The sequence below is a fragment of the Acinetobacter sp. FB genome (genome assembly GCF_056033405.1).
Map to the genome: position 1 here is coordinate 3372919 of NZ_CM148502.1, position 20884 is coordinate 3393802.

Genomic DNA, 20884 nt, shown 5'->3' on the forward strand with positions numbered 1-20884 from the left:
GCCTATAAGCATCATGAATCCTGATCGTCATACTCAGTTCTTAATTCGTAAAGAAAAAATTTTGCAGGTTGCAGAAAAACTTTTATTAGAAAACAACCAAGAAATGACCTTGGATGAACTGGTTGCCGAGCTAGATATTGCTAAAGGTACTTTATATAAACATTTCCGCAGTAAAAATGAATTACTGTTGGAACTGATTATTCAAAATGAAAAAGAAATCCTCAAGATTTCAGAAAAATATAACACTGATGTTAAAGAATATGCGCCTCGCTATATGCTTTATCATTTAACCTCACCGAGTCGTACGATTTTACTGCATCAGTTAGAAGAACATCTGACCATGACTGAGTCCAAGCTCAAACATCTGTTCGATGAGCTTTATGCAATCCGCCAACAGCGTATTATTTCGCTCAAAGATATGACTGAAAAATATTTAAAATCACAGAATTATGATATGTCGATTCGTGATTATCTTTCTTATATTTGGTCTCTGACTTACGGCGCAGCTTTGCTATTGAATTCAAGCTATTACCAGCGTTCAATTGGTTCTCGTGAGAAGCTGATTAATCTCTATGTAAACCAAGCTCTGTCTTTACCGACACAAAAAGTTCAAATCGATTTAAAAGATTTACAGATCGATCAAAACTAAATAAAAAAGGACTGCTACCGCAGTCCTTTTTTATTGCTCATAGTATGAACTATTTCGCTTTGCGTTCTTTTTCTAATAAATAATCAACAACTTGTGTCACTTTTCCATCTTCACCTTGTACAACATACTTACCGTTTACAACAACGGCAGGTACGCCCGTAAGTTGATATTGCTGTGCCAATTTATTTGACTCAGCCACTTTTGCAGTGATTGGGAAAGAGTTAAACATACTGTTAAATTTCTGTTCAGGCACGCCATAACGGGCAAAGAATTTTGCTTGTGATGCTTGATCAAAAATTTGTTGTCCGCCGTCATGGATGGCATGGAATAATGGAATATGGGTTTTCTTACGTACACCTAGTGCCTCAGACACATAGTAACCTCGAGCACCCTGCTCCCATACTTTATTCATAGCTGCTGGCGTACGGAGGAAATATACATCGCTTGGAATCTTCTTTAACCACGTTTGCATATGTGGTTCAAGCTTAAAGCAGTGCGGGCAACCGTACCAAAAGAATTCACGTACTTCAATTTTTCCCGCTGGCGCAGCTGTTTTACCCGGATTGGCAACCACGGTATAGTCTTTACCAGCAACAAAATCAGCAGCCATTGCATTCATCGAAAATGCCATTACAGCTGCACTTAAACCACCTAATACTAACTTTTTCATTGAGTTTGCTTTTCCTCTAAGCATTTTTCGTAAGTTTATATGCTAAATATAAATCAAACACGACTAATTCGTTTTGCTTGTGTGAAGTTTTTTATTGGATTTATCGCTTTTTTTTCAAGAAGCGCTACACTAACAACAGATTAAACCGAAATAATCATCCTAATATAGAGGTATTTCCATGTCACAATTGAATGTTGACCCACAAGAAATCGCAAAATTTGAAGCATTGGCTGCCAAATGGTGGGATCAACATTCTGAGTTCCGCCCACTTCATCAAATCAATCCTTTACGTTTAAATTGGATTGACGAACGAGTTGGTGGCTTAGCAGGTAAGAAAGTGCTTGATGTTGGCTGTGGTGGCGGTATTTTGGCAGAAAGTATGGCTCGTCGTGGCGCTGATGTTTTAGGGATCGACATGGGTGAAGCACCGCTGGCTGTAGGACGCTTACACGCACAGCAAGACAATGTGCAAAATATTGAATATCGTCAAATCCCAGTCGAGGAGTTGGCGCAACAACAAGCAGGACAATATGACGTAGTGACCTGTATGGAAATGATGGAACATGTTCCTGATCCAGCCTCAATTGTAAAAGCCTGTCAAACACTGGTTAAACCGGGTGGACACGTCTTCTTTTCGACCATTAATCGCAATCCAAAATCCTATTTATTCGCAATTATTGGCGCAGAATATGTCCTACGTTTGTTGCCAAAAGGTACGCATGATTATCATAAATTTATCCGTCCATCAGAAATGGCGCATGATATTCGTAACGCAGGCTTGAGTCTAAAAGAAATGACAGGCTTACATTACAACCCTATCACTAAGCATTATTGGTTAGCGCCCAACGTAGATGTGAATTATATGGTTCATACCACAAATACAGGTGCTTAATGAAAGCCGTTTTATTTGATCTTGATGGTACTTTGATCGACACTGCTGCAGATTTTATTCGCATCATTCAACAAATGTGCCGCGATGAACAGCGTCCTGTTGTTGATGCAGCAACCATTCGCACTCAAGTGTCTGAAGGCGCACGGGCAATGGTCAAATTAGTGTATCCAGAATTGGATGTGACCGATCCCATCTTTCTAGCCCATCGCCAGCGCTTTTTAGATGTATACGGTGACAATATTGTGGTGGATACGGATTTATTTGTTGGGATGTATCCTCTGCTCGAAGAACTTGAAGCAAACCAGATTCCTTGGGGAATTGTGACCAATAAACCACGTGGTTTAAGTGAATCATTATTGGCTGAATTAAATTTAACTGAACGCTGTGCAGTTTTGGTTTGCCCTGAAGATGTCACGCATACCAAACCCGATCCTGAACCGATGTATTTAGCAGCTCAACATCTCGGTATCGACGCAGAAGAAATTATTTATGTGGGTGATCATCCACGTGATATTGATGCAGGTCGAAATGCAGAGATGTATACCATTTTGGCAGCTTACGGGTATTTACCAATAGAATCTCGTGATGATCTGAACGCTTGGCAAGCAGATGCAATTATCCAAACTGTGACTGAGTTACATCAACTGCTCAAACAGAAAATCTCTGCTTTATCAGAAAATCAGGGTATGATGAGCTAAACATTCAACATAAGAACTAGGAGGCATAACAATGAACTATTCAGAATATCAACCTCGTCCAGATCTACTCAAAGATCGTATCATTCTCATCACGGGTGCAGGTGATGGAATTGGTCGAGCTGCTGCTCTTAGTTATGCCCTTCATGGTGCAACTGTGGTTTTGCATGGACGTACCCTCAATAAACTTGAAGTCATTTATGATGAAATTGAAGGTTTAGGCGCACCACAGCCTGCAATATTGCCATTACAGCTTTCAACTGCATCGAGTCATGACTATGAATTATTGGTCAATACACTTGAACAGCAATTTGGTCGTCTGGATGGAATTTTACATAATGCGGGCATGCTCGGTGATCGAGTTGAATTAGCGGATTATCCTGTTGATGTTTGGGATGATGTCATGGCTGTAAATTTACGTGCACCTTTTGCATTAACTCAAGCATTACTACCATTGCTTGAAAAATCTGAGCATGCTTCGGTGGTATTTACCAGTTCGAGTGTAGGTCGTGAAGCTCGTGCTTTGTGGGGAGCATACTCTGTTTCTAAAGTTGCAACCGAAGCAATGAGTAAGATCTTTGCAGCAGAAAACATCTATCCAAACATTCGTTTTAACTGCATTAATCCAGGCGGCACCCGTACAGCAATGCGGGCGAAGGCTTATCCTGAGGAAGATCCAAAAATTCTTCCAACGCCGGATAGCATTATGCCTGCTTATCTTTATTTGATGGGTGATGATAGTTTAGATATGAATGGGCAAAGTATTGATGCTCAATCTTAACTAATTGAATATAATAAATTTAAACAATATTAAATACGGGCTTCGATGATACTTTTCTAGAGAAATTGCTTAAGGATCTCCATCTTTTTAATGGAATAATGAATTGATCTTCACAGTTTCTCTGCATTTTTAAGGTACAGTTTTCACATGAGAGACATCCGAAGTCCATAAGGTGCATCATGAAAAAAATTTTCATTATCTTGGTTTTAGGTTCAACAACCCTATTGAGTAGTATGGGTAGTTTTGCAGGTCCACATTTTGATGGTGATGATGACTCACGCGGTGGGGGCTGGCAAGGTCGTAACTTTGATCGTCCAGATGATGAAAACCGTATGCGTGAACGTCGTATGCGTGAAGAACGTGGTGTCGAGCGTTTAAAACAACATCGCTGGCAAGCAGGTTACGTCATGCCGCAGCATTATCGCGGAAACGGCTACAAAGTTGATTATAAAGATAATAATCTCCCACGTCCCGGTCGTAATGAGCAATGGTATAAAATCAATAATGATTTTATTTTAGTCAACTCTGACGATAATAGTATTATCCGAATCATGGGGTTCTAAACACATTCTCAGAGAATGACTGTACAAAGTTGAAGCGTTGTTTTAGGAATAGATTTATCTTTTTATTTTTTTCGTTAGAATCAGATAAATTGATGTATATCTGAGATGAACATGGCGAACCAAATGACTGAAACTTCACATAGCACAACGCAAGATTATGTGCATTGGTTTCGCCACTCAGCACCATATATTAATGCCCATCGTGATAAAACCTTTGTGCTTATGTTTGGCGGTGAAGCCGTCTTACACCAGAACTTTCAGCATATTATTCATGATATTGCCCTATTGCATTCTTTAGGGATTCGTTTGATTTTGGTGCATGGCGCACGCCCACAAATTAATCAAAATCTTCGTGAAAGCCAAATTGAAACGCCTTTTCATCAAAGTCGTCGTGTGACAACTCGTGCATCACTACGTAGTGTCATGAATGCAGTTGGATCGATTCGTTTAGAAATTGAAGCTCTTCTATCAATGGGCTTAGCAAATTCACCCATGTATGGTGCTCGCATTGATGTCGTTTCGGGTAACTTTGTAACGGCTAAACCCTATGGCATTCGGGATGGGGTTGATTTCCAACTCACAGGTGAAGTCCGTTCAATTGATACCGATGCGATTCAACGTCACTTAGATAATCACAATATTGTGTTACTAGGACCTACAGGTTATTCAACCACTGGAGAAGTATTTAACTTATTGGCGGAAGAAGTCGCGACCAAAACAGCAACTGCATTACAAGCCGATAAATTGATTTTCTTGGGTGAAAAACAAGGCTTAATGAATGAGCAACAACAATTATTACGTGAATTAAGCTCGTATCAACTTGAACCTTATATTCAACAATACCAAACACAATATCCAGAATTCGCCTTACACCTCAAACAAGCTCAACAAGCTTCATTGTCTGGGGTGCATCGTGTTCACCTCATTTCATATACTTATGATGGTGCTTTGATTGAAGAACTATTTACACGCGACGGGATTGGTACTTTAATCACAGATGCCCACTATGAAGAAGTACGCATTGCCAATATTCATGATGTCGGCGGTTTAATCAATTTATTACGTCCACTCGAACAGGAAGGTATTTTAGTCTATCGTTCACGTGAACGTCTTGAAAGTGAAATAGAACAGTTCGCGGTGATTGAACGAGATGGCATGATCTTAGCCTGTGCAGCGCTCTATCCTATTCCAGCTGAATCAGGTGAAATTAAATCTGCTGAAATTGCCTGTGTCGCTGTCGATTCGAGTTATCGTAAATCGAATCGTGGTAGCCAAATTTTGCAATTTTTGGAAACCAAAGCAAAACAACAAGGTATTCAACAACTGTTTGTTCTCACGACCCGTACAGCACATTGGTTTTTAGAGCAGGGTTTCAGCCCAGCAAGTGTTGATGATTTACCGAATGCTCGACAAGCGCTGTACAATTATCAGCGTAATTCCTTAGTCTTCAAAAAAGTTTTGTTCTAGTTATATTTGACCTGAAGATATCTTTATTTCTGATAAAGATATCTTTTGATCTCTTTCTTTTCTATTTTTATTCAGCTCACTAGAAAAATAAGCGCACTGTTTTTTAAAAATAAAAATATAAAACAAAAACTTAAGTTCTAATTAAATTTCAATACTTATTCATCTTCTCAATAACATTATCTATTTTTCTATTTTGCACTTTTCATCATAAGCAAAGCCCTATTATTTATTTTTTATGCATTAAAAAAAGTTTTAACTTAATTGCTCAACTTATTTAGATCTTGTAATTTTCTGGGGAGCACAATCAACATGGCTATTTTTATCAATCGCTCATGGGCAACTTCAACCATCATCGCAGCAACTATTGCTGGCGTAATGGGCGTTGCAGGTTGTGCAAAAAAACCTGAGCAGCAAGCAACACCAAAACAAGAAACCACCACATTAAATATCGGCTTTCAAAAGTATGGCATTTTGCCGATTGTCAAAGCAAAAGGTGAATTAGAAAAGAATCTTGCTGCTCAGGGCGTCAATGTAAAATGGGTTGAATTTCCAGCCGGCCCCCAACTTTTAGAAGGCTTAAATGTAGGTAGTGTCGTATTTGGCGAGGCCGGTGAAGCGCCTCCGATCTTTGCTCAAGCAGCAAATCCTAACTTGGTCTATGTTGCAAATCAGCCACCAGCACCTACCGCAGAAGCCTTAATCGTTCAAAAAGATTCACCAATACAATCTGTACAAGACCTGAAAGGTAAACGTATTGCATTGAACAAAGGCTCAAACGTTCATTATCTTTTATTGAAATTACTAGAAGCCAATAATTTAACTTTAAATGATATTCAGCCTGTTTATTTACCACCATCAGATGCTCGCGCAGCATTTGAAAAAGGTGCAGTCGATGCTTGGGTGATATGGGATCCATTCTTCGCAGCAGCAGAGCATCAAATCCATGCACGTGTGATCGCAAACGGCGAGCATTTGGTCAGCAATCATCAATTCTATTTAGCTGATCGTAAGTTTGCGGAAGGACATCCCGAAGTTCTAAAAATACTGGTGACAACATTGAATCAAACCACAGATTGGGTAAAGACCCATCCTGATGATGCTGCAAAATTACTCGAAAAACCAACCGCACTTGAACTCGATGTTTTAAAAACTTCAATTTCTCGCATGGGTTTTGGCGTTCAGCCAATTTCTGAAAAAGTCGAAAAAGAACAGCAGTACGTAGCTGATGCCTTTTTTGCTCAGAAATTAATTCCAAAGCAATTGGTCATTGCAGATGCTGTATTAAAAAACCAAGTTCAATAATTGAGAGTCTACTTTAGGTAATTTCTCATCGGTTTTGATTGTGATCAATCAAAGTGCTTTATCCCCCATGCAGATTGCAATCTAAAACACGATGCAATCTGTCTCATTCACATGATCTCATTCTTCATAAGGAATATCGACATGAATATTTTCTGGTTCATCCCCACTCATGGTGACAGCCGTTACTTAGGCACCAGCAAGGGCGCACGTCAGGTCGATCATGCTTATATGAAACAAATCGCCGTTGCTGTCGACAACCTTGGTTATGCTGGCGTATTGATTCCAACAGGTCGTTCTTGTGAAGATCCATGGATCACAGCAGCCAGCCTCATTGATGCAACCAAACAATTAAAGTTTTTGGTGGCGCTACGTCCCGGAATTACGACACCAGCATTGGCGGCGCGCATGGCTGCTACCTTTGATCGCCTATCCAATGGTCGTATTTTACTCAACCTTGTAACAGGTGGTGATGAGCAGGAACTCAAGGGCGATGGTCTATATGAAGATCACAGCACTCGTTATCAGACTGCCTCTGAATATGTCAAAATTTGGCGTGAGATTCTGACTCGTTCCCATACAGGCGAATCTTTTACTTTCCATGGCGAACGACTCAGTGTTGATGAAGCAAAATTACTTTATCCGCCTGTGCAAAAACCCTATCCTCCCTTATGGTTTGGTGGATCATCAACAGAAGCAACTGAACTCGCCGCTGAACAGGTTGATACTTATTTAACTTGGGGTGAACCACCTGCTGCGGTGGAAGAAAAAATTAATCATTTACGTGCTCAAGCAGCAGCCAAAGGACGTACTCTAAATTATGGTATCCGATTGCACGTGATTGTTCGTGAAACCAATGAACAAGCTTGGGCTGCCGCTGATGAACTCATTCAATATTTAGATGATGAGACTATTGCAGCAGCGCAGAAAAAATTTGCACAAATGGACTCTGTCGGTCAGCAACGCATGGCGGCTTTACACGGCGGGCGTAAAGATCAATTAGAAGTCTCACCAAACTTATGGGCAGGTATCGGTTTAGTTCGTGGCGGTGCAGGTACGGCTTTAGTGGGCGATCCAGAAACTGTTGCTGCTCGTATTCAAGAATATGCTGACTTGGGGATTGATACCTTTATTTTCTCTGGCTATCCACATTTGGAAGAATCGATCCGCTTTGCTGAATTAGTATTTCCACTTCTGCCACTCAAAACTCGTGAGAAACTGGCACAACCACATCTCACAGGTCCTTTTGGTGAAATCATTGCCAATAACTATGTGCCTGAGGTCAAAACACCGAAAGCGTTGGTTAAGGAGGAGGCATGAGTGCAACGCCATTTCTAAACAATGTTTCACGTGGAACACAAAAAATAGGCAAAGGTCTCCTGCCGTGGTTGTTTCCAGTTTTATTGCTGCTGATTTGGCAAGCTGCTTCAAGTTCAGGTCTATTACAAAGCCGTGTATTACCTGCTCCAACTGCTGTAGTGAGTGCTTTTTGGCACTTACTGATCAGTGGTGAACTTTGGCATCATGTCAAAGTCAGCGCAGGTCGTGCCCTGCTTGGTTTATTGGTCGGTGGTGGTCTCGGACTGCTTTTAGGACTACTTAATGGTTCATCGCGCATTGCATCGACCTTACTTGATACCACATTGCAAATGATCCGCAATATCCCTGCACTAGCACTCATTCCACTGGTAATTTTGTGGTTTGGTATTGATGAAACAGCCAAACTCTTTTTAGTAGCGGTAGGTGTATTTTTTCCAATCTACATAAATACCTATCATGGTATTCGCTCAGTAGACCCTCAGTTGATTGAAATGGGTAAAAGTTATGGACTCAATCGCTGGCAATTGTATAAAGAGATCATTCTACCCGGTGCAATGCCTTCTATTTTAGTGGGACTTCGCTTTGCTTTAGGTTTGGTTTGGGTACTGCTTATCGTGGCAGAAACAATTTCCGCTCAAGCAGGGATCGGCTATATGACCATGAATGCACGTGAGTTCTTGCAGACCGATATCGTTTTGGTCGGTATTTTACTTTACGCGATACTTGGAAAATTAGCAGATGTGTTGGCACGAGCGCTAGAGCGATATTTATTACGTTGGCATGCAGGCTATCAAAAATAAAAAGGTCAACTATATGAGCAATCTAAATTTAAATTTCTATGAAAATCCCTTGATTCAACCCATTGGTGAATCTGAAGCATCGAATACTCCAAGCAATAGCAATGGTGCAAATATTCTGATTGAACAACTGTATAAGTTTTATGGTGAAGTCAAAGTGCTTGAGGACTTAGACTTAAATATTCAAGCAGGTGAATTTGTCGCAATAGTAGGTCGCAGTGGTTGTGGTAAAAGTACCCTACTCCGCTTAATCGCCCAACTTGAAAAACCTAGCTATGGCGAGATTAAATTTCAGTCCACAAGAAACTTTCGTGAAGGCATTACAAACGATGATATTCGCATTATGTTTCAAGATCCACGCTTACTTCCGTGGAAAAATATTTTACACAACGTGCAATTAGGTTTACCAAAAGATCAACACCCACTTGCTGAAAATTTATTAGAAAAAGTAGGCTTAAAAGACAAATCCACACAGTGGCCAACTCAACTCTCTGGAGGTCAACGTCAACGTGCAGCATTAGCCAGAGCACTGTCTCACGCACCACGTATTTTATTACTGGATGAACCCTTAGGTGCACTAGATGCTCTAACGCGTTTAGAAATGCAAAGCTTGATTGAACGCCTTTGGAAAGAACAAGGCTTTACTGCAATTCTGGTCACACACGATGTCAGTGAAGCGGTACAATTGGCAGATAGAATTATTTTGCTAGATCAAGGACATATTGCACATCAATTTCAAGTGAATTTACCACGACCACGTAAGAAAACTATTGCATTTGCGCAGTTGGAACAACAAGTGTTAGATGCGGTTTTAGCAACTTAAAACCGCACTATGATCATAAAACCCACTGGATATGAATCAAAAAATGAGCTTATTCATCAGCATTTAACACTGAATTGTTTACAAAATATGTAATTCATTTTTTAGATTTCAAGTATTATCAATTAGATCGCTTCAATTCATCTTAGAACTGCGTATTTTTCGACAAAAAAACTGTGTTATTGTGCACAAATCGGACAATTTATCTTACAATGTCAATGACATTTTTTGAATCAAGCTCGCAGATGGAACAGAAAAAAAGTACACAAAAGCGCAATCAACTGCTGAATGCTGCCCTCGATGTTTTTTCCGTCTATGGATTCAGTGGTGCTAGTCTGGATGAGATTGCCCAGCTCGCAAATATGCATAAATCCAATATTTTCTATTATTATGAAAATAAAGAGTCACTTTATGTTGAAGTACTGACAACCGTACTGCAAAAATGGCTCGCTCCTTTACAAACCTTAGAATCAGAACTTGAGCCAACTGAAGCTCTGACTCACTATTTAATTCAAAAAATTGAAAGCTCACGTGATCAGCCAAAGGCTTCTCGTTTATTTGCCCTCGAAATTATTCAAGGTGCGCCGCATATTTTACCGATCTTAAAAGGGCCATTAAAAAAACTGTTTAAGCGTAAAACCAAGGTGATTCAAACTTGGCAAGAGCAAGGTAAATTGTCGGCAGAGATTGACCCTGAATTGTTGATTATCAATATTTGGGCAATTACCCAGAATTACGCTGATTTTTCGACGCAAATGGAAATGGTTACGGGCAAAACTTTGCGTAACCGTAGCATGTTTCAACGTACGATTGAGCACACTGTGCATATGATGTTGTACGGCGTATTACCACGTTAAATTTTCTTCAGCTGAAAGCCCTAATTTTAGCGACTGAAATACACTAAAAAGCGACTTTGTGAGTCGCTTTTTTTGTTAAATAAGTGAGAAAATTATTAAGTTAACCTAAACAAAATTATGGGGCATAAGCCATCATAGAAAAACCGTTCTAGTGCTATAAACTATAGAACGGTTTTGAATGAGATATTGATACGAAATACAAAATCTCAAACATTCCGTATAAAGCGTATTATGTTAATTTTAGAGAAACTAAACTGATCCAGACTTAAAAAAATAAAATCCATTAAAGAGAGAAATAATGCAGAAAAATATAGTAGTCTCTTTATGTTTGGTTTTTCTCACTGGATGTTTTCAGCGAGATAAGCCCGAGATTCTCCAAGAGGGAGATATCGTGACATGGAAGCAAAATGATCATTTGGTTGTTAAGGCTAAGTTAGGACCAAGGCGTATTCACATTCCAGATACACATTGTAAAAGATGTGAAGCAGAATTTTATCGACCAGAACATGAACATTATTTGGGACAGTTTCCAATAGATTATGTACCCGAGACATTTCCGCCTATTAGTCATGAAGAAGCAACTATGTTAACCCCACCATATGCAATTAATCAGCTTGAATTTAACTTGATGCTGAATGGTTCAACTGTTAAGGCAACTGATAAATCTTTTTACTCTAATCAACCATTAGATGATATTAGTCAAGTTAAGGTTTTTGTTGAGAATGAAAGTAAAATAAATTACACAACCAAAGAGACATATAAGAAGTTTTTGGAAAGTAAAAAAGGACACTTTGAAAAGAATATTTCTGAGGAGTATGGCTTGTCCTGTTACTCGATAGAAGCTAAAAACCTTTGGTGTTTTGGTGAATCTAATAATAAGTTGATATCAGGACTTTCATTCAATTTTGAAGATAAGAATAAAATTGTAGTTAATTCATGGGAGCATATTTATGCTGGGGTAAAAGTTTATTGGGTGTTTGACCGAAGTGAATTAAAAAATTGGAAAAAAATAGAAGCTAAGATATGGGAGCTTCTTGATAAATGGAATGTATCTCCACTTTCAGATTCAAGTCAGTAAAGTAGTAATTGGTCATTTAGCATAATAGGCGCCATACGAATAAAAAATAATAATATTTAATTTAAAAAACCTACCAACAATATAAAGTTTACCTGCATACACTACAGCGTTAGACCTTTGCATTTAAAAATGAGCTTGATACAACGCCAGTAATTTTTGTGCACCAACTAGTAGATTTTCTTCCCAATCCAGATGCGCAGTATCATTGGCACCATCAGTAATATATTTGACTGAAATCAAACGTACACCCAATTTTTGGCACACTTTAGCTAAAGCATAGGCTTCCATATCGACGAGATTACAACTGACCTTTGGAACGCCTGTTTCAAACGAATCACCCGTGCCGCAGACCCCTTTGGGTAAAAGCTCAAAATGGGCTTGGGTATGGATCTCCGCAGGAATCTCATCATCCATCGGTGTCACGCCTACGGCAAAACCTAAGGGAGACACATCCATATCGCGCTGTACAAAAGTTACCACCTCAACCAGACTGTGCGCGTCGAAATGTGAACTGCCTGCACTGCCTAAATTAATCAAAGTCTTACAACCTGTTTTTTGAATCACCTCAAAAGCCTTGAATGCCGCATTAATCTTGCCAATTCCACTGTAATGGACTTCAATGCCTGCTTGCTCAAATAAACCTTTAGATTCATTCGGCAAAGCCATAATCAGAGCAACATCAGCATTCATATATAAAAACTCAATTTAGATAAGACCAATTACAGATAAAAAGCAGTGACCATACAGCTTAGATATTATTGTATCTTCTGCTGCAAGTTGATCAAACAAGGAGAGAAAAATAATTGACCACTATACGCCCCTGCCAGTGTTTTTTTCATTACCAATGCCCATAGGCCCACCAACAACAGACTTAAAACCACCGCCACATACTTTAAGAAGTCGATATGTAACTGATGTGCCAAGTTAAAGATCGCCAAGATAAACACACCAAATGGGAAAGTCAGTCCCCACCACCCCAAGTTAAATGGAATACCTGTTCGTGCATGGCGCAGTGTGGTTAAAATCGCAATTCCAAACCACCATAAGCCAAAACCTAATAGCCCTAGACTGGCGACAATGCCCAAGGCTGGAAGTAATGTTGCTAAGCCATCGAAACCCATCGCCTGCATAATGCGTGGCGCTTGTTCACCCAGTAATAATAACGCTAATGCTCCTGTACCAATCGGTCCTAAACATAACCAGCTAGAAATCGCGACTTCTTTTTCAGGTAACTGGTGTAAAGCTAAACGTAACATCAAAATGGTTAAGATCGCAAAAGCAGGTAGTACAGAAATGCCCCACAACACATAGCCTGTGATCAAGATTGTTAATGCATGTTGATCTGCTGCTAAATGTTGTAATAGCAGCCCCGCAGAGCTGGCAGCGACTTCACAGGCCACGATCGGGAGTAACCATACTGCCGTCATCCGTTGTAATTGATGATCTTGGCAGCTAAACATACAAAATGGCACCACCCACGCAATCACTACTGCAAGAACAACATCGATATACCAAAGGTAAGTGGCAATCTGAACGGCAATATCGCCATATAAATGGGTACCGAAACTGAGAAAACCATTGGCAATCGTCGCTAAACCCATCGGAATTGCACCGAGGAATAAGCTCATGTTGGGGTGAGTAAAAATCTGCTTGGCTTCAGCCGGAAATAAAATCCAGCGTAAGATATAAAGCACACTAAAAGTGCTAAATAACAAAATATTAAATTGCCATAATTTGGTCGCAAGCATAAATAAGACAGATGAAGCAAAAGGCAACTGTGCTAAAATCATCGCCACCACACCTGTTCCCATGGTTGCAGTAAACCAGTTCGGGGTAAAATGGCGAATCACATCGGTGCTCTGCTCTAGCTGATAAAACGGCTTTTTCATCTCTTTCTCAATATCAAGCGACTATGCAGCTATTTTAGGTCAATCTTTAAATAAGAAAAATTGATTTATTTTTATTTAATGAATCAATTTAATTGATATAAAATTTCTAAATATTGAAATTTTTCTGTGTAAAAACACAACAACAAGACGAAACGCTGAGAATATGGCAATATATAGCCTTTGCAAAATCACTGTATTTAACGCCCATGAAGTTGCTTCGTCTCAACGCTTTATCGCCAGATTTTCAGTTACCTCCAACTGCGGTAACGATTGGCAATTTTGATGGTGTCCACCTCGGCCATCAAGCGATGATTGCCCAACTCAAAACGTTGGCTGAAGCGCAAGGCTTAAAAACATTAGTGATGATTTTTGAGCCACAACCACTTGAATTCTTTAAAGGTTATGATGCGCCTCCACGCATCAGCTCGCTCAGAGAAAAAGTAGAATATTTAACAGAGCTCGGTGTGGACTACATTGCTGTTGCGAAATTCGACCAATATTTTAGAAGCTTAAATGCCACTGAATTTGCTGAACTACTTAAATTAAAACTCAATGCACAAAGCCTAGTCCTCGGCGATGACTTCCATTTTGGCAAAGACCGCCAAGGTAACAGCGAATTTTTACGCGACTATGGTTTTGATGTCACCAATTTAAATACTGTCGCTTTAAATGGTGAACGTGTCAGTTCGACCCGTATTCGTCAGGTTCTGCAGGAAGGTGATCTGGCATTAGCAGCCAAACTCTTGGGTCGCCCTTATAGCATCACAGGCCGAGTGCAATATGGCGATCAGATTGGCCGCACCCTTGATTTTCCAACCATTAATGTGCGTTTAAACCGTCATAAACCCTGTTTAAACGGGATTTATGCGGTGGATGTGGTCTGTGAAAATGCATCATTGAACGCAAAAGTAAAACATTCAGATCCTGCCCTCAACGGGATTGCAGGCTATCAAGCTGACAGTTTATTTGGTGCAGGTCATGTCGGAACACGTCCAGCCATCAAACAAGAACATCCAGAGTGGCGATTAGAAGTACATTTTCCTGATGTTTCTGCTAATCTGTATGGCTTATTGATGCGGGTAACCTTCCTTCACTATCTACATGGTGAACTGAATTACCCTTCGCTTGAAGCACTCAAAGCTGGAATCGATGATGATGTGCAAAAATTACGAGACTATCGTGAACGCACACCAGAATTTCCTTTTTAAATTTAAATTTCATTTGTAATACATGTCAGTTTAGACTGATAAAACTGGAAGAAAACTTGCATGAGCGATAAGCAAACTCCTGAAAATGCAGTGGATTATAAAGCCACACTCAATTTGCCTGATACTGAATTTGCCATGAAAGCAAATTTGGCTGTGCGTGAAGCCAAATGGTTAGAAGAGTGGTATGCCGACAACATTTATCAGCAGATTCGCACATCGCGTATTGGTAAGAAAAAATACATACTTCATGACGGCCCTCCATATGCCAATGGTCAAATCCATTTAGGTCATGCAGTCAATAAAGTCTTAAAAGATATCATTATTAAAAGCCGTATCATGGATGGCTTCGATGCGCCTTATGTACCAGGTTGGGACTGCCACGGTCTGCCAATCGAACTTAAAGTTGAAGAAAAAGTCGGTAAAGTGGGTGTCAAAGTCGATGCATCAACTTTCCGTAAAGCGTGTCGTGAATATGCATTGACGCAAGTCGAATTACAGAAAAAAGACTTTGTGCGCATGGGCGTATTTGGTGACTGGGATAATCCATACCTCACCATGAACTTTAAGCAAGAAGCGGACATTGTTCGTTCGCTTGGCGCAATTGCCAAAGCAGGTCATATCGAACCGGGCTTAAAACCGGTGAACTGGTGTTTAGATTGTGGTTCTGCACTGGCTGAAGCAGAAGTTGAATACGAAGATAAAAAATCAGATGCGATTGATGTTGGCTTTACGGTTGTTGATCTTAAAGATTTAGGCGCACGTTTAAATATCAACGTGCAAGATGTAACGGACATCGTGATTTGGACAACAACGCCTTGGACGCTGCCTGCAAACCAAGCAGTTGCAGTACATGCCGATATTGATTATCAACTTGTGCAAGTTACAACTGACCGCGGCTCGCAAAACTTTATTCTTGCCAAAGATTTAGTTGAATCAGCAATCGAACGTTATAAGCTCGAAAATCCAGTCGTACTGGCTGATTTTAAAGGCGCTGTGATTGAAAACCTATTATTGCAACATCCTTTAATTACTGATCGTCAAGTCCCAGTGATTGTCGGTGAGCACGTGATTGCAACCAGTGGTACGGGTGCGGTACATACTGCGCCTGGACACGGTGTGGACGACTATAAAGTAGGTTTGCAATACAATCTAAAAGTCGATAATCCAGTCGGTGGCAATGGTGTGTATTTACCGACTGCACCTATTTTTGCGGGTGAGCACATTTATAAAGCTAATCCAAAAATTATTGAAGCATTAGGTGCTGTGGGTCGTTTATGGGCGCATCAACCGATCAAACACAGCTATCCACATTGCTGGCGTCATAAAACCCCGATTATTTTCCGTGCGACACCACAGTGGTTCATCAGCATGGATGCCCAAGGCTTGCGTCAAACCGCACTGAATGCAATTGAAAATGACATCGAGTTTGTCCCAGATTGGGGTAAAAATCGTATTCAATCGATGATTGAAGGACGCCCTGACTGGTGTATCTCACGTCAACGGACTTGGGGTGTGCCAATTCCATTCTTTGTACACAAAGATACCAATGCTTTGCATCCTCGTACGCCTGAATTGATCGAAGAAGTGGCTCAACTGATTGAACAAGAAGGGATTGATGGTTGGTATAACCGTGATGCTAGCGATTTTATTGGTGCGGATGCTGAACAATACAATGCTGTACGCGATACGCTAGACGTTTGGTTTGACTCTGGCACAACACATTACGCAGTATTGCGTGAACGTGAAGAATTACAAGATCCAGCAGACTTATATCTTGAAGGTTCAGACCAACATCGTGGCTGGTTCCAATCATCGTTGTTAACTTCAATTGCGATTAATCAATGTGCACCATACAAAGGTCTTCTCACCCACGGTTTCGTGGTGGATGAGAAAGGTCGTAAAATGTCTAAGTCATTAGGCAACATCATCACCCCACAAGACATTATCAAAGATATGGGTGCTGATGGTTTACGTTTCTGGATTGCTTCGGCTGACTATCGCTATGAAATGACCGCAGGTAAAGAAATCTTTAGCCGCGCGTCTGATGGTTATCGTCGTATCCGTAACACTTTACGTTTCTTGTTGGCAAACTTAAATGGTTTCAAACCATCGACAGATGCATTACCAGTCAATGAATTGATTGCATTAGATCAATACATCTTACAACGTGCTGCTGATGTGCAAAAAACCATTCAGCAAGCCTATGAAGAGATGAATTTCCACATTGTCACCAACGCATTGACCAACTTCTGTATCAATGATTTAGGTGGCTTCTATCTCGACATCATCAAAGATCGTCAGTACACCACCAAAGCGGATTCGCAAGCACGCCGCTCTGCACAAACTGCGCTATATCATATCGTGCAAGCTTTTGTTCGTTGGATGTCACCGATCTTGAGCTTTACTGCTCAAGAAGCTTGGCCATTGATTCCTGAGCAAACAGGTAAATATGTGTTCACGGCTGAGTGGTATGATATTCCAACCGCATCAACAGCAAACTTACTGTCTGAAGCAGATTGGCAAACATTGATTAGCGTAAAATCAGCAGTAAATAAACAGATTGAAGCAGCTCGTAACGCTAAACTCATCGGTAGTAACCTATCTGCTAAAGTTGAACTTTGGGCAGATGAAGCATTACAAACATTGTTAAACCAATTGGCTGATGAATTACGTTTTGTCTTGATTACCTCTCAAGTCATCGTTCACCCTTATGCTGAACAAGGCGAAAGCACAGACCTCGAAGGTCTGCGTGTGCAAGTTTCGGCGGCAGATGGTGAAAAATGTGTACGTTGCTGGCATGTATTGCCTGATGTAAATACACACGTTGGTCATGCTGGTTTATGCGCTCGTTGTATTATCAACGTCACTGGCAGTGGCGAAGTGAGAAAATATGCATAATTCTGTGCAAACTAGCCCAGCAAAAAAAGGCTTATTCCAATTTTATCCGCATAACCTGCTTTGGCTTGGACTTTCAGTCCTTGCCATTGTGCTGGACCAATGGACCAAATGGATTGCCAGTTCACATTTAAATTATGCAGATCCTGTTCCTGTACTGCCCTTTTTAAATTGGACGCTGTTGCATAACTATGGTGCAGCATTCAGCTTTTTGTCGGATGCAGGTGGCTGGCAACGCTACTTCTTTACCTCATTAGCAGGTTTTGTTTCGGTGATTTTTGTTTTCTGGCTGATGCGCATGCCTAAGAAAATGATTGTATTACCGATGGCAATTGCCTTGATTCTTGGTGGAGCAATTGGCAATCTGATTGACCGTGTCAGCTTAGGCTATGTAGTCGATTTTATTCATGTTTATTATCAAAACAGCCATTTTCCAGCCTTCAATCTTGCAGATAGCTCAATTACCCTAGGCACGATTTTGCTGCTGATTGATACTTTCTTCTTAGAGAAGAAACGCAACCAAAATGCGGATGCATAAGATGAACGAAATTATCCAACCAAACGAAGAAATCCGTATTCAAGAAGGCTCAAAAGTCGACTTACATTTTTCTGTGTCGGTTGAAAATGGTGTTGAAATCGACAATACCCGTGGTCGTGAAGAACCAGTCAGTCTTGTGATTGGTGATGGCAACCTGTTACCAGGGTTCGAAAAGGCTTTATTTGGTTTACGTGCAGGCGACCGTCGTACTGTACATTTACCACCTGAAGATGCTTTTGGACCTTGGAATGCCGAAAATATCCAAATCTTTGATACGGTTAAATTTGAACAACGCCCAATCGTGGGTCATATGATTGAGTTTGAAGACAAGGCCAAAGCGACACTGTTTGGCGTTGTAAAATCAGTTAATGATGACACCACAGAAATCGATTTTAATCATCCACTGGCAGGCAAAAATATTACTTTTGAAGTGGAAATCTTCAAAGTCACTCCAGCAGGCCAGCAAGGCATCAAATTGATGTAACAAAAAAGCTCTCAAATGAGAGCTTTTTTTATCGCTAAAAAAAAGTATAAGATCATTTAAAGGCATTCATTTTTAAAATCAAAGCAATAACATAGGAATTTAAACATGCTCATTTATATTATTGTTGGTAGTGTTCGGGAAGGTCGTACAGCAATCAAAGTCGCAAATTGGGTACAACAAGCAACGACTGAACTCGCGCTAAAAGATATTCAAACTGAAGTTGTTGATCTTAAGGAATGGGACTTACCGCTATTTGCAGGTTCTCATCCACCAGCAACAGGCATTTATGATCAACCTAAACAACAGCAGTGGGCAGATAAAATTGCGCAGGCACAGGCGTTTATCTTCATTAGCCCTGAATATAACCACGGCTATAGTCCAGCACTCAAGAATGCATTAGATTATGTCGGTAAAGAATGGCAAGGCAAACCTGCGGCTTTTATCGGCTATGGTTCAACCAATGGCTCACGCTCAATAAGTCAAATTCGCCAAGTAACCTCAAGCTTAGGTATTGTTGATCCCAATGCCATAATTGAAATTCGCGACATCTTTAAACGTAATAAAGACGAGAACTTTGATGCCAATGAGTTTGAAGTGAAAGGCTTAGCAGCACTGATTGCCAAACTACAGAAGTATCATATCGCTTAGTTGTAAACCTAAGCGTACTTTGATTAGGTCGATTTACGTCTGTTCCGCTTTCGGCTTGATCGCTAATATATGAAGAGTAGAGAGACAGGAAGTCTCATTGAGAATAATAAAACACACAGGACGTGGTCGTTAATAGGATATCAACGACATAAACTGAATATGAAGAAGCCCCGTCAGGATGATGGGGCTTCTTTTTATCTATTCTTTCTCTAACAACTGCTGGATTCTCTTTTGATAATTATTTAAAAAATCCTTTGTTACCCGAAAATGCTCTGTTTCTTCATAAGATATTTCTTTAATCCCTGAATCCGAAAACTGATAAATTTTGGCATTTGGATAAGCCAATAAAATGGGAGAATGGGTAGCAATAATAAATTGAGATTGCTCCCGACATAAGCGATCCAAAACCGATAAAGTTGTCATCAACATTGTTGGAGACAAGGCTGCTTCTGGTTCATCCAATAGATATAAACCTTTCCCTTTTAATTTCATTGTTAATAATTTTAAAAAAGCCTCTCCATGCGAGCGCAAATGTATATCGCCCCCATACTCCACCAAATAGTTTACTTGCTTCATATAGGTTGCAACGTTATAGAAGCTTTCGGCACGCAAAAAGTAATAATCTTGGGGCTTCTTATAGCTTTTTATCGTTCGAAGCGCCTGATACAAATCAGAAGCTGTTGTCGCTGTATTTAATTGTACATTCCGTGTTCCACCTTCTTCTGAAAAACCCAAAGCAAGCGCTAAAGCTTCAAGAATGGTCGACTTTCCTGAACCATTTTCTCCGACAAAAAAAGTGACTTCTGGATGGAACTCGATACTTTCTAAATCATTAACCGCAGGAACGACATAAGGATAACTGGCCCAATCCAAGGACTCAGGTGATTTAAACTTCACAGCTCGAATGTAGGGTCTTTCTTGCATAAAATATTGGCAAAACGATTTGTTATAGCATGCTAGATTTTTAGTTTGAATAATACCTTAATTCATTGATAAACGTCTTGAACTGTCGCTTTCTTAATTATTTCAGATTTTTATATGAAAAAAGAAAGGCGATAAAAAACACCCCCACTCTTTCGAATGGGGGTGTTTGAATTTAAAAGCTGGCGATGACTTACTCTCACATGGCAAACGCCACACTACCATCAGCGCTAAGAGGTTTCACTTCTGAGTTCGGGAAGGGATCAGGTGGTTCACTCTTGCTATTGTCGCCAGCAAACTGTTTTGGCTTTCGGTGGTCTTACGTTTTTTGCCACTTATTACCGAAAGAGTTATTAACGGATTAGATTATTGGGTCTGTATTGTAACTAGTTTTCACACTAAATCAAGTTATG

The 20884-nt window shown here is 40.2% G+C and carries 21 protein-coding genes and 1 rRNA gene; 17 read left to right on the plus strand and 5 right to left on the minus strand.

Going from position 1 to position 20884, the window contains the following annotated elements:
- Nucleotides 1-13 precede the first annotated feature (13 nt).
- The gene (locus tag AC0JIQ_RS16085; protein WP_004665358.1) at nucleotides 14-649 is read left to right on the plus strand and encodes a TetR/AcrR family transcriptional regulator; all 636 of its coding nucleotides are present in this window, start codon (nucleotides 14-16) and stop codon (nucleotides 647-649) included.
- Between the two features lie 49 nt (nucleotides 650-698).
- Here AC0JIQ_RS16085 and AC0JIQ_RS16090 read toward each other — a convergent pair whose 3' ends face one another.
- Nucleotides 699-1319 carry a thiol:disulfide interchange protein DsbA/DsbL gene (locus AC0JIQ_RS16090; RefSeq protein WP_005163611.1) on the minus strand — a complete coding sequence of 207 codons (621 nt, stop codon included), beginning with the start codon at nucleotides 1317-1319 and terminating at the stop codon, nucleotides 699-701.
- A 178-nt stretch (nucleotides 1320-1497) separates the two neighbouring features.
- On the opposite strand from AC0JIQ_RS16090, the gene ubiG reads away from it, so the two are divergent.
- From ubiG to AC0JIQ_RS16145, 11 genes are all read left to right on the plus strand, one after another.
- Nucleotides 1498-2211, plus strand: a complete 714-nt coding sequence (ubiG, locus tag AC0JIQ_RS16095; protein ID WP_005163612.1) for a bifunctional 2-polyprenyl-6-hydroxyphenol methylase/3-demethylubiquinol 3-O-methyltransferase UbiG — start codon at nucleotides 1498-1500, stop codon at nucleotides 2209-2211.
- Entirely contained in the window at nucleotides 2211-2909 is a 699-nt protein-coding gene (locus AC0JIQ_RS16100; RefSeq protein ID WP_004665361.1) for an HAD family hydrolase, read from the plus strand. The genes ubiG and AC0JIQ_RS16100 overlap by 1 nt, the downstream gene beginning before the upstream one ends.
- A 31-nt stretch (nucleotides 2910-2940) precedes the next feature.
- Nucleotides 2941-3687: a YciK family oxidoreductase gene (locus AC0JIQ_RS16105; protein ID WP_474202222.1), complete on the plus strand. Its 747-nt coding sequence runs from the start codon at nucleotides 2941-2943 to the stop codon at nucleotides 3685-3687.
- A 179-nt stretch (nucleotides 3688-3866) separates the two neighbouring features.
- Nucleotides 3867-4250, plus strand: coding sequence for an RcnB family protein (locus AC0JIQ_RS16110; RefSeq protein ID WP_046738022.1), 384 nt, complete (start codon nucleotides 3867-3869; stop codon nucleotides 4248-4250).
- A 111-nt stretch (nucleotides 4251-4361) separates the two neighbouring features.
- Nucleotides 4362-5717 carry an amino-acid N-acetyltransferase gene (gene argA, locus AC0JIQ_RS16115; protein WP_050041999.1) on the plus strand — a complete coding sequence of 452 codons (1356 nt, stop codon included), beginning with the start codon at nucleotides 4362-4364 and terminating at the stop codon, nucleotides 5715-5717.
- A gap of 309 nt (nucleotides 5718-6026) precedes the next feature.
- Nucleotides 6027-7019, plus strand: coding sequence for a sulfonate ABC transporter substrate-binding protein (locus AC0JIQ_RS16120; RefSeq protein ID WP_474202223.1), 993 nt, complete (start codon nucleotides 6027-6029; stop codon nucleotides 7017-7019).
- Nucleotides 7020-7160: 141 nt separating this feature from the next.
- Nucleotides 7161-8336 (plus strand): FMNH2-dependent alkanesulfonate monooxygenase, encoded by a 1176-nt coding sequence (gene ssuD / locus AC0JIQ_RS16125; protein WP_005218978.1) that lies wholly within the window; start codon nucleotides 7161-7163, stop codon nucleotides 8334-8336.
- Complete coding sequence (gene ssuC / locus AC0JIQ_RS16130) at nucleotides 8333-9136, plus strand: aliphatic sulfonate ABC transporter permease SsuC (protein WP_005218980.1); 804 nt, start codon at nucleotides 8333-8335, stop codon at nucleotides 9134-9136. The genes ssuD and ssuC overlap by 4 nt, the downstream gene beginning before the upstream one ends.
- A gap of 13 nt (nucleotides 9137-9149) precedes the next feature.
- On the plus strand, nucleotides 9150-9956 hold the full coding sequence (locus AC0JIQ_RS16135) for an ATP-binding cassette domain-containing protein (RefSeq protein WP_474202224.1): 807 nt from the start codon (nucleotides 9150-9152) through the stop codon (nucleotides 9954-9956).
- 242 nt (nucleotides 9957-10198) lie between these two features.
- Nucleotides 10199-10810, plus strand: a complete 612-nt coding sequence (locus AC0JIQ_RS16140; protein WP_474202225.1) for a TetR/AcrR family transcriptional regulator — start codon at nucleotides 10199-10201, stop codon at nucleotides 10808-10810.
- Between the two features lie 391 nt (nucleotides 10811-11201).
- Nucleotides 11202-11888: a hypothetical protein gene (locus tag AC0JIQ_RS16145; protein ID WP_474202226.1), complete on the plus strand. Its 687-nt coding sequence runs from the start codon at nucleotides 11202-11204 to the stop codon at nucleotides 11886-11888.
- Between the two features lie 123 nt (nucleotides 11889-12011).
- Here AC0JIQ_RS16145 and AC0JIQ_RS16150 read toward each other — a convergent pair whose 3' ends face one another.
- Nucleotides 12012-12578, minus strand: a complete 567-nt coding sequence (locus tag AC0JIQ_RS16150) for a phosphorylase family protein (RefSeq protein ID WP_474202227.1) — start codon at nucleotides 12576-12578, stop codon at nucleotides 12012-12014.
- A 65-nt stretch (nucleotides 12579-12643) separates the two neighbouring features.
- Complete coding sequence (locus AC0JIQ_RS16155) at nucleotides 12644-13777, minus strand: TDT family transporter (RefSeq protein ID WP_474202228.1); 1134 nt, start codon at nucleotides 13775-13777, stop codon at nucleotides 12644-12646.
- A gap of 206 nt (nucleotides 13778-13983) precedes the next feature.
- Here AC0JIQ_RS16155 and ribF point away from each other — a divergent pair, with 206 nt between their 5' ends.
- The 5 genes from ribF to AC0JIQ_RS16180 all read left to right on the plus strand — a co-directional run bounded on the left by ribF (nucleotide 13984) and on the right by AC0JIQ_RS16180 (nucleotide 19550).
- Nucleotides 13984-14985 (plus strand): riboflavin biosynthesis protein RibF, encoded by a 1002-nt coding sequence (gene ribF, locus AC0JIQ_RS16160; protein WP_474202229.1) that lies wholly within the window; start codon nucleotides 13984-13986, stop codon nucleotides 14983-14985.
- Nucleotides 14986-15045: 60 nt separating this feature from the next.
- A complete protein-coding gene (gene ileS, locus AC0JIQ_RS16165) occupies nucleotides 15046-17883 on the plus strand; it encodes an isoleucine--tRNA ligase (RefSeq protein WP_474202230.1) in 2838 nt (945 codons plus the stop codon).
- A gap of 4 nt (nucleotides 17884-17887) precedes the next feature.
- A complete protein-coding gene (gene lspA, locus AC0JIQ_RS16170) occupies nucleotides 17888-18418 on the plus strand; it encodes a signal peptidase II (RefSeq protein WP_171494338.1) in 531 nt (176 codons plus the stop codon).
- Between the two features lies 1 nt (nucleotide 18419).
- Nucleotides 18420-18902: an FKBP-type peptidyl-prolyl cis-trans isomerase gene (locus tag AC0JIQ_RS16175; RefSeq protein WP_005154218.1), complete on the plus strand. Its 483-nt coding sequence runs from the start codon at nucleotides 18420-18422 to the stop codon at nucleotides 18900-18902.
- Nucleotides 18903-19007: 105 nt separating this feature from the next.
- On the plus strand, nucleotides 19008-19550 hold the full coding sequence (locus tag AC0JIQ_RS16180; RefSeq protein WP_336939122.1) for an NADPH-dependent FMN reductase: 543 nt from the start codon (nucleotides 19008-19010) through the stop codon (nucleotides 19548-19550).
- A 198-nt stretch (nucleotides 19551-19748) separates the two neighbouring features.
- Here AC0JIQ_RS16180 and AC0JIQ_RS16185 read toward each other — a convergent pair whose 3' ends face one another.
- The gene (locus AC0JIQ_RS16185; protein ID WP_474202231.1) at nucleotides 19749-20474 is read right to left on the minus strand and encodes an AAA family ATPase; all 726 of its coding nucleotides are present in this window, start codon (nucleotides 20472-20474) and stop codon (nucleotides 19749-19751) included.
- 177 nt (nucleotides 20475-20651) lie between these two features.
- Nucleotides 20652-20766, minus strand: a 5S ribosomal RNA gene (gene rrf, locus AC0JIQ_RS16190).
- Nucleotides 20767-20884: the final 118 nt, after the last annotated feature.